General features: G+C 63.0%; 13 protein-coding genes. 9 read left to right on the top strand and 4 right to left on the bottom strand.

All coding sequences use genetic code 11. The features are described from left to right. Positions 1-40: 40 nt before the first annotated feature. Positions 41-457: a GFA family protein gene (locus RTP54_RS16420; RefSeq protein WP_312364178.1), complete on the top strand. Its 417-nt coding sequence runs from the start codon at positions 41-43 to the stop codon at positions 455-457. A 33-nt stretch (positions 458-490) separates the two neighbouring features. Here the strand turns inward: RTP54_RS16420 and RTP54_RS16415 are convergent, their stop codons facing one another. From RTP54_RS16415 to RTP54_RS16405, 3 genes are all read right to left on the bottom strand, one after another. Next, a complete protein-coding gene (locus tag RTP54_RS16415) occupies positions 491-1114 on the bottom strand; it encodes a LysE family transporter (RefSeq protein WP_312364176.1) in 624 nt (207 codons plus the stop codon). Positions 1115-1117: 3 nt separating this feature from the next. After that, positions 1118-1567, bottom strand: a complete 450-nt coding sequence (locus RTP54_RS16410; RefSeq protein ID WP_312364174.1) for an Lrp/AsnC family transcriptional regulator — start codon at positions 1565-1567, stop codon at positions 1118-1120. Between the two features lie 87 nt (positions 1568-1654). Further along, entirely contained in the window at positions 1655-2713 is a 1059-nt protein-coding gene (locus tag RTP54_RS16405) for a LacI family DNA-binding transcriptional regulator (RefSeq protein ID WP_312364172.1), read from the bottom strand. A gap of 244 nt (positions 2714-2957) precedes the next feature. On the opposite strand from RTP54_RS16405, the gene RTP54_RS16400 reads away from it, so the two are divergent. The 8 genes from RTP54_RS16400 to RTP54_RS16365 all read left to right on the top strand — a co-directional run bounded on the left by RTP54_RS16400 (position 2958) and on the right by RTP54_RS16365 (position 11464). Then, complete coding sequence (locus RTP54_RS16400) at positions 2958-3950, top strand: autoinducer 2 ABC transporter substrate-binding protein (protein WP_112807931.1); 993 nt, start codon at positions 2958-2960, stop codon at positions 3948-3950. A 178-nt stretch (positions 3951-4128) separates the two neighbouring features. Then, positions 4129-5643 (top strand): sugar ABC transporter ATP-binding protein, encoded by a 1515-nt coding sequence (locus RTP54_RS16395; protein ID WP_312364171.1) that lies wholly within the window; start codon positions 4129-4131, stop codon positions 5641-5643. Then, positions 5636-6637, top strand: a complete 1002-nt coding sequence (locus RTP54_RS16390; RefSeq protein ID WP_312364169.1) for an ABC transporter permease — start codon at positions 5636-5638, stop codon at positions 6635-6637. The genes RTP54_RS16395 and RTP54_RS16390 overlap by 8 nt, the downstream gene beginning before the upstream one ends. Beyond that, positions 6634-7632, top strand: coding sequence for an ABC transporter permease (locus RTP54_RS16385; protein ID WP_112833040.1), 999 nt, complete (start codon positions 6634-6636; stop codon positions 7630-7632). Before RTP54_RS16390 ends, RTP54_RS16385 begins: the two co-directional genes overlap by 4 nt. 2 nt (positions 7633-7634) lie before the next feature. Continuing rightward, the gene (locus RTP54_RS16380; protein WP_312364166.1) at positions 7635-8483 is read left to right on the top strand and encodes a sugar phosphate isomerase/epimerase; all 849 of its coding nucleotides are present in this window, start codon (positions 7635-7637) and stop codon (positions 8481-8483) included. 50 nt (positions 8484-8533) lie between these two features. Next, on the top strand, positions 8534-9979 hold the full coding sequence (locus tag RTP54_RS16375) for an FGGY family carbohydrate kinase (protein ID WP_312364165.1): 1446 nt from the start codon (positions 8534-8536) through the stop codon (positions 9977-9979). Positions 9980-9999: 20 nt separating this feature from the next. Next, positions 10000-10695 carry a class II aldolase/adducin family protein gene (locus RTP54_RS16370; RefSeq protein WP_312364164.1) on the top strand — a complete coding sequence of 232 codons (696 nt, stop codon included), beginning with the start codon at positions 10000-10002 and terminating at the stop codon, positions 10693-10695. A gap of 181 nt (positions 10696-10876) precedes the next feature. Then, positions 10877-11464, top strand: a complete 588-nt coding sequence (locus RTP54_RS16365; RefSeq protein WP_312364162.1) for a gluconokinase — start codon at positions 10877-10879, stop codon at positions 11462-11464. A gap of 69 nt (positions 11465-11533) precedes the next feature. Here RTP54_RS16365 and RTP54_RS16360 read toward each other — a convergent pair whose 3' ends face one another. Beyond that, positions 11534-11656, bottom strand: a complete 123-nt coding sequence (locus RTP54_RS16360; RefSeq protein ID WP_312364161.1) for a hypothetical protein — start codon at positions 11654-11656, stop codon at positions 11534-11536. Positions 11657-12108 lie beyond the last annotated feature (452 nt).

Here is a 12108-nt window from a genome sequence, read left to right as displayed (position 1 = left end):
TATGCTGCGGATGATTCGAAACTGCAACTGGAGGTAAAGCGTGACGCGACCCGCGGCCAAGAAGATCAAGCCCCATAAGGGAGGGTGCCTATGCGGAGCCATCCGCTTCGAGGCGCAAGCGCCGGCCGGAAAGCCGCACACCTGCTCCTGCAAGCTCTGCCAGCGGCATTCGGGCGGGCTGACGGTCGCCTGGGTCGAATTTCCGAGTGACGCCGTTGCCTGGACTGGCCCCGGTGGCGCGCCCTCGACCTATCGCTCCTCCGATTATTCCAGTCGCGCCTTCTGCGGCACCTGCGGCAGCACGATCGGCGCGATCGACGATGCGCCCGTCGTCGCCTTGATGCTCGGGTGCTTCGACAAGACCAATGCCGTCGATCTCGTCCCCGTCTCTCACAGCTATCGGGGCAGCCGCCCGAAATGGTGGCATGTCGAATGCGTCAAGCCGGCGGCTGAATAGCCGCGGGCGGCACGAACCTTGTGGGGCGTTGGCTTAGATGAGGCCGACGACGACCGAGCCGATCGCCACGGCGCCGAAGACAATCAATACCAGGCCGGAAAGGCGCGAGACCCAGGTGCTGAAACTGTCGGGCAGCCGGGTCCGGGCCAGCGAAACCCCGCCGCTCAGGAGCATCCACCAGGCAAGCGAGCCAAGGAAAACGCCGGCAACGACGATGGCGGCGTCGGCAGACCCGCCTGAATTCGCCAGGCCGAGAACGGCAAAGAACGCGGCAAAGGACAGGATCGTCAATGGATTGGCGATGGTCAGCAGGAAGGTGGCGGCTGTCGTCTGGAGGAGGTCGCGCGCGCCGATCCTGGCGGCAGCGGCAACGGGGCTGGGTCGCAGCCCTCGCCAGCCGAGCCAGATCATGAAGGCGCCGCCGGCAAGGCTGAGCGGAACGGAGACAGTTGCCAGCAGGGCCGCGAATGCGGCAAAGCCTGCCGCCGCGAGCAGCGCGTAACTGGCATCGGCAAGTGCGGTTCCCAATCCACCGGCCACACCGGCCCAGAAGCCGCGCTCGAGCGTGCGGTTGATGCACAGGACGCCGATCGGGCCGACAGGGGCGGCGATGGCAAGACCGAGCAACAGGCCCTTTGTGAACAGCAGCAAGGACATCGTCTAGCGCTCCGGACCGGTGAACGGCGTTTCCCTGACTGTCGACAGGGCGATCACGGTCTCGCTGCGCGCGAGGAACCGGCGGTGCTTGAGTTCAGTCAGGAAAGGTTCGATGTCGCCAAGCGACGGCATGCGCACCTTGACGCAGTAGGACCAGGCGCCTGTGACGTGGTGACATTCCGCGACCGACGGGTGCGTCGCCATGAAAGCGCGAAACGCTGCCTCATCCGCATCGGCAGAAAGCCCGACCCAGACGAAGGCGAGCACATCGAGGCCGAGCGCGCGATGGTCAGCATCGATGGTGAAGCTGCGAACGACACCGCTTGCGACAAGCCGGCGGATGCGCTCGTTGACGGAGGAGGGCGACAGCTCGACCGCCGCGCCGATATCGGTCAGGGACCGGCGTGAATCCTGCGCAAGAATTCCAATGATTTTTCTGTCAATCTCATCCATTATAGAAAAATACGTGGAATCTACATAATTGTACAGAAGTTTCGATGGTTTTGGCGTCGATGCGCCGAAGAATCCGTGGTGACGACGTCAGCCGATATCCTTGAGCGCGTCGAGCGGGCCGGTCAGTGCTGTGCGCGGCTGCACGAGTTCAGGGCTGATGAGATGGATGCGCGGTTGCGGCCGTCCTTCTTCGATGACCTCGAACGCCTTGGTGATCATGCCCTCGACATCCTGCCGGATCATGATGACGGGGAAGGGCAGGAATGAAGCGAAGGGGTCGTAGTCATAGCACCCGACGGTAAGGTCGGCGAAATTTTCGTGCGGATGGCCGGCCATGAAGCGCAGCAGGCCTTCGAAGTTGATCGAGGAGTTGACGAACAGCGCACGCGGCAGCTTGCCGTTTTTCTCATAGAAAGCCTCGAATGCGAGCCTGGCCGTGTTGGGTGCGTAGCCGGTCGGTAGAATGCATCCGTCGGGGTCGTCACCCAGCAACTCGCGCTTCACGGCGCGAAAGCCGCGGATACGCTCGCGGCTGGCGTGGTCGTCGCGACCGCCGAAGAGGTAGAGTTCATCGGCGCGAAGTGGCTGATCCACCGGGAAGCGGCGGATGATCGCCTCGGTCAGCATGCGCCCGCCCTCGTAGTTGTCGCTGATGACGGAGGGAACTTTGGTGCCGGGCAGGTCGATGTTGATGTGCTTCAGTCCCACGGTCTCGCAGACCTCGTGCACGCCGTCCGGGTCGGTCGCGCCGCAGATGAAGAGCTCGTCGATCGAGTATGAGATCAAGGTCTCGGCCGTTCTTCGCTCCTCTTCCGGATCGCGGCTGGCGCTGACGACGATCGGGCATTGGCCCTTGCTTCTGACATGCGCCTCGAACGTCTGCGCCATCGAGGAGAAGTAGCGGTTGTCGTGCACGGGCAAGAGGAGGCCGATGAGGCCGGAGCGCGAACTGCGCAATCCGCGCGCCTGGCGGTTCGCGGTATATTGATGGGTTTCCGCAAGATCGCGGATCAGCGCGGCGGTGCTCTCCTTGATCCGACGCTTCTGCCAGGTGCCGTTCAGAACTGCACTCACGGTTGAGGGAGAGCTGCCTGACAGCACCGACAGGTCGTAGATCGTCGCCTTCTTCTTACTGGTCTTCGTCATCCCGGTCCTCCCTCATCGTCTTAGTGCCGATTTCCCCTTGACGAAAGATTAAGTCTGCACAATAGTCTTTGCACCATCGATTGTGCAAACAAGAAATATCGATTGTGCAAAACGGATGGGCCGTCTGAGGAGGCGGCGATCAGGGAGGCGGGAATTCGTTCCCGGCCAGTTGCGATTTGAAACTGGAGGCCGGCGCTTCGTGCAGCCGGGCGTGTTCCCGATGGGGAACGAGTGGAGGAGAGACATGATCAAGAAAATTCTGGTCGCGGCGCTAGCGACATCGCTTTCGCTTGCCGGTGCGGCCGCCGCATTCGCCCAGGATGCCGGCAAGGTCGGCGTCGTGGTCAAGATCGGCGGCATTCCGTGGTTCAACGCCATGGAGGCCGGCATCAAGGAACGGGGCCAAAAGCTCGGTATCGACGCCTTCATGGTCGGCCCAACGAGCGCCGACCCGGCGCTGCAGGTGCGCGCCATCGAGGATCTGATCGCCCAGGGCGTGAAGGTAATCGGCGTGGTGCCGAACGATGCCAAGGTCCTGGAACCGGTCCTGACCAAGGCCAAGGAAAAGGGCATCATCGTCATCACCCATGAATCGCCGAGCCAGAAGGGCGCCGACTGGGACTTCGAGCTGGCGTCATCGACCGGCTTCGGCGAAGCGCACGGCAAGCTGCTCGCCGAGAAGATGGGCGGCAAGGGTGAATATGCGGTCTTCGTCGGCTCGCTGACCGTGCCCCTGCACAATGCCTGGGCTGACGCTGCCATCGCCTATATCAAGAAGAACCACCCCGACATGACGCTCGTCGGCGACCGCTACGGCGTGGCCGAGGACGTCGACAAGAGCCGTTCGACGGCACTCGACCTGATCTCCGCCCATCCGAACCTGAAGGGCTTTCTTGCCTTCGGCAGCCAGGGACCGATCGGGGCAGGGCGTGCGGTCGAAGAGCGCCGCAAGGTCGGCGAGATCTTCGTGCTTGGGCCGTTCTCTCCGGGGCAGGGCCAGAAACTCGTAAAGTCCGATGCGATCTCAGGCGGCTTCATGTGGAACCCGAAGCAGGCCGGTGAAGTGTTCGTCACGCTCGCCGACAAGCTGATGAAGGGCGAAGAGGTCAAGGACGGCGACGAGATCGAAGGTCTCGGCAAGGTCAAGCCGGACTTCGAAAACCGCAACATCATCGTTGATCAGCTCGTGCCGATCAACAAGGACACCGTCGCCGATCTCGCAGCGATGGGATTGTGATCGGCCGCAGCGACCCGCGCGCCAGATGTGCAACGGTCGCTGCCGCATCTTGAATTGTTGCATGCCTCATCCACGGCTCGGTTGAGCCTCTGAGGGCATGCACCGGGTTCTCCCGGCTGCTGGGCCGGCTCCGGCCGGCCTGGCACGTCTTTCAAAACGGTCCTTAGGGCACTTGTTCATGCACCAGCTTGCGAACACGGGAGGCAGCGAAAAGCCGCTCCTGTCCCTGCACGACATCAACATGACCTTCGGGGGCGTCAAGGCGCTCAAGAATGTGAGCTTCGACGTTCGCCCGGGCGAGGTGCATTGCCTCGCCGGCGAGAACGGTTGCGGAAAGAGCACGCTCATCAAGATCATCACGGGTGTCTACCGCCCGGCCGACGGCGCCTCGATCGAATATGACGGCGAGACCTATTCCCACATGTCGCCGGTCACGGCCCAGGATCGCGGCATCCAGGTCATCTGGCAGGATCTGGCGTTGTTTCCCGAAATGAGCGTTGCCGAAAACATTGCTTTCCAGACCGTTCTCGGCCGCTGGCCGAAGCTGGTCGATTACGGCCGCATGCGCAAGATCGCGACGGACGCGCTGAAGCGTCTCGGCATCACGCTCGACGTCGACCTGCCGCTCAAGGACTATGCCATCGCCCAGCGCCAGATCGTGGCGATCGCCCGCGCGCTGGTCGGGCAAGCCAAACTCGTTTTCATGGACGAGCCGACCGCATCGCTGACGCAATCGGAAACCGACCATCTGCTCGATATCGTCCGCGGCCTTTCGGCCGCAGGCGTCGCCGTCGTCTTCGTCAGCCACCGTCTTGCGGAAGTGCTGGAGATATCAAGCCGCATCACCGTTCTTCGAGACGGCGCGCTGGTCGGCGTCTATCCCGCGGCCGGCATGACGCAGTCGCGCATCACCGAGCTGATGACGGGCAAGACCTTCGACCAGCAGGTCCGCGCCAGGTCGCGCGGCGACCAGCCCGTCGTTCTCGACGTCAAGGGTTTGAGCCGTCCCGGCCAGTTCGACGACATCTCCCTGACCGTCCGGCGCGGCGAGACGCTCGGGATCACGGGCCTTCTCGGGGCCGGGCGGACGGAGTTGGCACAGACGCTGTTCGGCATGCTGAAGCCGGCTGCCGGCACGATTACACTTGAGGGCCGGCCTGTGCACTTTTCCTCCAACCGTGATGCGATCAAGGCGGGTGTCGCCTATCTCTCGGAGGATCGACTGTCGCTCGGGCTCATCCAGCCGCAATCGATCGCCGACAATCTGGTCATCAGTTCGCTCGGCAAGATCATGTCCGGTGCCTTCCTGTCGGATGAGCGCAAGCGCAGGCTCGTCGCCGGCTGGATCGCTGATCTCGGCGTAAAGATCGGCCGTCAAGGCGATCCTATCTCGACGCTGTCGGGCGGCAACCAGCAGCGCGTCGCCATTGCCAAGTGGCTCGCGACCGACCCGAAGCTCCTGATCCTCGATTCGCCCACGGTCGGCGTCGATGTCGGCGCGCGCGCCGGCATCTTCGATATCGTTTCCAAGCTTGCGGAGACGGGGCTTGCGATCATCCTGATCTCCGACGAAGTGCCGGAGGTCTACTTCAACGCCGACCGGGTGCTGCACATGGCGCAGGGCCGCATCGTTGGAGAGTATGACCCTCGCGCCGTGCCGCTCGCCGAAATCGAGGGGGCTGTCTATGCATAGTTTCGCCCGCACCCATGCAACCGAGGTCGCGCTGCTTGCCGTCATAACCGTCATCTGCATGGTGCTGTCGTTTGCAACGAGCAACTTCTTCTCCCTCGGCAACGCCTTCGATCTGCTGAACACCAGTTCGGTCAACATCATCTTCGCCGTCGGCCTGCTGGTGGTGCTGATTGCCGGCGGCATCGACATCTCCTTTGCGGTTGCCGCCTCGGTCGTGCAGTACGGCACGGCGATCGCGCTCGGCTGGATCGGTGGCGGCGGCTGGATCTCCGGCCTCGTCATCGCCGGGTCGATCGGCATCTGCCTCGGCGCGATCAACGCGCTTCTGATCCACCGTTTCCGCGTCATCTCGATCGTCGCGACGATATCCACCTTCAACATCTATTTCGGCCTGTTGATGTTCTTCACCAAGGGCGTGTCGATCTACGACCTGCCGGAATGGCTGACCGATCGCGTCGTGCTGTTCGAGCATGAAATGGCCGACGGCAGCTGGATCGAGCTCACCCTTCCGGTGCTGGTGATGGTGTTGTGCGTCATCGCCACCTGGGTGCTGATCACGCGCACGACCACCGGCCGGCAGCTCTACGCGTTTGGCGACAACCCGGAAGGCGCGCGCCGCTTCGGCATCAACATCGGCGCCATGCAGTTCATCGCCTTCGGCTGGCTCGGATTGATGGCCGGTATCGGTGGGTTGGTGCAGGCGCATTATGCCCAGGAAGTGGTGCCGAACGCGCTTTACGGGCGTGAACTCGACGTGCTCGCCGCCGTCGTTCTCGGCGGTGCGAGGCTCGGCGGCGGCAAGGGCTCGGTGCTCGGCTGCGTGCTCGGCGTTCTCCTGGTGGCAATCACCCAGAACGGCCTGAACCTGATGGGCGTCTCTCCCTTCGCCTTCAAGATGATCGTCGGCGCCATCATCCTCGTCGCCATCACGCTGTCCAACACCAGCATCGAACGGCTTTTCCCCTTCGCCAGCCAGAAAGGTGCACGCCGATGACATCCTTTTCTGATCGCCTGAAGGCATGGTTCGGACCGGAGATGGCGGGTCCGGGCCTGGCGCTCATCGCCGTCATCCTGGTATTCGGCCTTGCCTCGCCGCAGTTCCTGAGTGCGGCGACCTTCGGCTCGGTCGCGTTCCAGCTGCCCGAACTGGGGCTTCTGACACTCGCCATGCTGCTGCCGATCCTGACCGGTGGCCTGAACCTGGCGGTGACCTTCACCGCCAATATCGCTGGGCTGACGCTTGCCTGGGTGCTGCAGGCCAATGGCGGTGCGGATGCGGGTGCCGGCGCCTTCGCGCTCGGCTGCATCCTTGCGGTCGCGGTCGGCGCAGCAAGTGGCGTGGTCATGGGTCTGGTCATCGCCTTTACCCGCGCGCACCCGATCCTCGTCTCGCTGTCGATGATGATCTTCCTGCGCGGTCTCGGCGAGTTCCTGACCCGTGGCGGCGATGTCTCCGGCTTTCCGGCCTTCATCGGGCCGCTCGGTCACGGCTCGATCGCGGGCATACCGGTGCCGCTGATCGTCTTCATCGTCTGCGTGCTCGCCTGGCATGTGCTTCTGACGCGCACGAAGCTCGGTTTCAACACCTACATGATCGGCTCCAATCTCGAGGCGACCCGCTATTCCGGCATCAATACCCGCAAGGTGATCGTGCTCGTCTACACGCTCTCGGGCGCCATGTGCGCCATTGCCGGCATCATCATGCTGGCGCGGTTCAACTCGGTGCGCATCGGTCACGGCGAGTCCTATCTGCTGATTACCGTGCTTGCCTGCTTCCTCGGCGGCGTCAATCCGTTCGGTGGTTTCGGCCGGGTCATCCCGGTGTTCGTGGCGCTCATCGTGCTGCAGCTTTTGTCCTCGGGGCTCAACCTGATCGGCGCCAACCAGCACCTCGCCACCGCCGTCTGGGGCCTGCTTCTCGTCGGCGTCATGGTGCTGCGGTTTGCCGCGTCCAAGTTCAAGATTTCATTCGTCAGAAAAGGAACGTGATCATGCAGGGTTTTGGCGTCCATACGAGCATGTGGACCATGAATTGGGATCGGCCCGGCGCCGAGCGGGCGGTCGCGGCGGCGGTCAAGTACAAGGTGGATTTCATCGAGATACCGATGCTCAATCCTCCCGCCGTCGACACAGCGCACACCAAGGCGCTGCTCGAAAAAAACAAGCTGCGCGCCGTCTGCTCGCTCGGCCTTCCCGAGCGCGCCTGGGCTTCGGTCCGCCCCGATGCCGCGATCGAACACCTGAAGATCGCCATCGACAAGACCGCCGATCTCGGTGGTGAGGCATTGTCGGGCGTCATCTATGGCGGCATCGGTGAGCGCACGGGCGTCCCGCCGACCGAAGTCGAATACGACAACATCGCCCGCGTGCTGACGGCTGCGGCGAAACACGCGAAGTCGCGCGGCATCGAACTCGGCGTCGAGGCGGTCAACCGCTACGAAAACCACCTGATCAACACCGGCTGGCAGGCCGTGGACACGATCCGGCGCGTCGGTGCCGACAATGTCTTCGTGCATCTCGACACCTACCACATGAACATCGAGGAAAAGGGCATCGGCACCGGCATTCTCGATGCGCGCGAACACATCAAATACATCCACCTGTCGGAGAGCGATCGCGGCACGCCGGGTTACGGCAATTGCGCCTGGGACGAGATTTTCGCGACGCTTGCGGCGATCGGGTTCAAGGGCGGCCTTGCCATGGAGAGCTTCATCAACATGCCGCCGGAGGTGGCCTACGGACTAGCCGTCTGGCGGCCGGTGGCCAAGGACGAGGAAGAGGTGATGGGCAACGGCCTGCCGTTCCTGCGCAACAAGGCCAAACAGTACGGGCTCATCTGAAGGTGCGAGCCCGTCCGTGGCGGAGCTGAAAGTGAGGGAGGTGCGGCATCGTGCTCACACGATCACGCAACGACGAGGGCACGATTGCGGTGCTCGATGTCGGCAAGACCAACGTCAAGCTCAATGCCGTGACGGCCGATGGCGCCGTGCTCGAGACGCTCACCATCGCCAACCCGGTGCTGCCTGGCCCGCCCTGGCGGCATCACGATCTCGGCGCGATCGGCGAGTGGGTCTTTTCGGGCCTCGCGCAGCTTGCCCGGCGCCACCCGTTTTCCACTTTCGTCGCCTGCGGACATGGTTCCGGCGGCGTGCTGGTCGGCGACGATCCTGAGCAGGGTGATGGCGCGGCCCTGCCGATGATCGACTACGAACAGGCCCCGCCCGAGGTAATCAGGGCGGGCTACGCGCCGCTTGCCGGTTCGTTCTTCGACCGCGGCAGCGCGACGATGCACGCCGCGACGCACCAGGCCCGGCAGCTCTACTGGATGCAGGAGCGTGAACCGCATGCATTCTCGCGGGCGCGCTGGTATCTGGGCCTGCCGCAATACTGGGCCTGGCGTCTTTCGGGCGTGGCGGCATCGGAAGCAAGCCTGCTCGGCGCGCAGTCGCACCTCTGGAACGTTGCGCAACGGCGTTTTGCGCCGATCGTCGATGCGCGCGGCTGGGGCCGGCTGATGCCGGCCTTTGCCGATGCCTGGCAGGATCTGGGGCCGGTGCGCGCAGAGTTGGCGCGGCGCTGTGGTCTGCCGCAAGAGCTACGCGTCCTTGCCGGCGCACACGATAGCAGCCTCAACCATTACCGCTACCACGCCGCCGGCCTGCGGGATTTTACCGTCATTTCCACCGGAACCTGGATTGTCGGCTTTTGCGGCCAGACGCCGCTCGAAAGCCTCGACGAAGAAAGGGGCATGACGCTTAACAGTGACGTGTTCGGCAAGCCGCTCGGCGGTGTGCTGACCATGGGTGGACGCGCATTTTCGCATGTCGCGGGCGAGGACCCGCCCGATGCACCGGTGCCCGAACAGATCGTCCGGCGCCTGATTGCCGGGGGAACCATGGCAATGCCGTCCTTCGGCGACGACAGCGGCCTTTTTCCCCGCAGTGCCGGACAGGGCTATATCGCCGGGCGCAAGCCTGAGACGCCGATGGAGCGCAAGGCGCTGGCGGTCGTCTATTGTGCGCTCTTGACCGCCGAATGTGTCGACGCGCTGGGGGCGGGGCCTCTCGTCGTGCTCGACGGCAGTTTCCTCAGAGACCCGGTCTATGCCCGCCTGGTCGCGGCCTTGCTGCCTGGGCGGCAGGTAAAGTTCAGTCTCGATGCCTATGGCGTCGCGTCGGGCGCCGCGCTTCTCGCCGGTCAAGGCACCCGAAGCGAGCCCGCACCGCTCTTTCTGGCGGACCCTGCAGACATCGCGCCGCTGAGCGCGGCAATTGCCGATTACGCGGCCCGCTGGCGCGCCACCGCGCGCCGCCGGACCGAACCCGTTCTTCAATGACAGATCGAAAGGAAAGCCCCATGACCGAGCCCGATATTCTCTCCCTCCGCCGCGAGATGGTGGACATCTGCCGCCGGATGAATTCGAGCGGCATCAACCAGGGGACCGCCGGCAATCTTTCGGTGCGCACCGCCAACGGCTTCCTCGTTACGCCCTCGTCGCTTGCCTATGAGGCGATGCAGCCGGAAGACCTGGTGGAAATGGATTTTCAAGGCAACTACACCGGTCCGCGGCCGTCCTCCGAGTGGCGTTTCCACCGCGACATCCTGCGCGAACGCCCTGATATCAACGTGGTCCTGCATTGCCACTCGATCTATGCGACGACGCTTGCCTGCCATCACAAGACTATTCCGAGCTTCCACTACATGACCGGCATTGCCGGTGGCACGACGATCCGCTGCGCCGAATATGCGACCTTCGGCACCCAGGCGCTTTCCAACAATGCGCTCGTGGCGCTCAAGGATCGCACCGCCTGCCTGCTCGGCCAGCACGGCCAGATTTCGCTCGGCAAGACGCTGGAATCGGCGTTGTGGATGGCAATCGAGATCGAGACGCTCTCGCGCATGTATGTGCAGGCACTCACGCTCGGCGAGCCACCGGTTCTGCCTGACGACGAGATGCAGCGTGTCATCGCCCAGATGCGCCGCATGAGCTATGGTCAGGCGCCGGACGACGAGGGCGTCAACGATATCGCCCGTCCGCGGGTCGCGAGCTAGAGCAATTCCAGGAAAAGTGCGAAGCGGTTTTCCGTCAGGAATTGCCTCGGGCAAAGCTACGGGGCGTTTCCTTTCTGCTCGAACAGGAAAAGCCCAGGTCGCAAATCCGTCTTGTCTCGTCGCCGGTGCGGCGTTATCAGCGGCATCAGTCGCAATCCTGCACCGGAGAGACACCCGATCCATGGCGAGCCCCAACGCGTCACCTGCTGCAAGCCGACCGACGTTTGCCGGCTCGATCGTCGTCATGGGCGTTTCCGGCAGCGGCAAGACGTCTGTCGGTGAGGCGGTCGCGAGAGCCTTCGGCTACCGTTTTATCGAGGGCGATGCCCTGCACCCGCAGGCCAATATCGCCAAGATGTCGGCCGGCATCCCGCTTGTCGACGACGATCGCTGGCCCTGGCTGCGAGAGATCGGACGTGAACTTTCCGAAAACGCCAAGCCGGTCGTGGTTTCCTGCTCGGCGTTGAAGCGGAGCTATCGCGACCTGCTGCGTGAAAGTACCAGCGGCGATCTGGCCTTCGTTTATCTCCAAGGCTCCCACTCGGTTCTGGCCGCCCGGATGCAGCATCGCGAAGGGCATTTCATGCCTGCTTCGCTGCTCGACACGCAGCTGGCAACGTTGGAAGAGCCGATCGGCGAGCCGCTGACGGTGATCGTCGATGTCGATCAGCCGACCGTCGACGTGATCGCGGCGACGCTTGCCGCCCTCGGCGGTCTGGTGTCGCTGCACCGAGCGGCGCCATCCGACGTGCGAGACGGTCCGCGATAAGCCGAATTCGCCGGCGGTGTCATGATTGGCAGCAGTCGTTGCGCCGCCCTTCCGGGTATCGGCATCCTGCTAGAGGATGCGGCCGAACAGGGAACCATAGATGATGATGCCCACGGCAAGCGTGAATCCACTCGCCACGAAGATCGGGCTGAAATCGTAGTTGTGCAGGCGCGCGGGAAGGAGGCTTTTCATGACGGGCTCTTTTTCACTCTGCTTGCGCGGTAGCCAGATCCTGCTGGCGACACGCTGCGACGATGAATGGCCTTAAAGGAACCCGCAGCAGAGGCTTTGGCTCGATCAAGAATCCGATCGGACGGATCGAATCTATTTCCAGCGCAATTTCGATGGAGTCCGTTCGCTACCGACGATGGGCTTCAAAGGGTCTTGTTGCCAGAGAGTTTTATCATTCTGCTTGACTGTTCATGATAAGTAAATGTCCAGAACAATAATAATAATCTCCCGTGTTAAGGGTCGTTCAGGCCCAAACTCCTGAGTGACGTAAAAATAATTCGTTCCGGTGAATTTGAGCCAGGCCGCAATTTTTCATCGTAGGGGTGGGTAAAATATTTGGCACCGATGGTGGTGCGGATCCATGGCGAGCGATCGTTCTTCCATGTCTCAATATTATTTCTGTCTTTAAAAGA

This window comes from Ensifer sp., assembly GCF_031989085.1.
GTDB lineage: Bacteria > Pseudomonadota > Alphaproteobacteria > Rhizobiales > Rhizobiaceae > Ensifer.
Note: the sequence above shows the minus strand (reverse complement) of the source record. Positions and strands in the feature narration are given on the sequence as shown.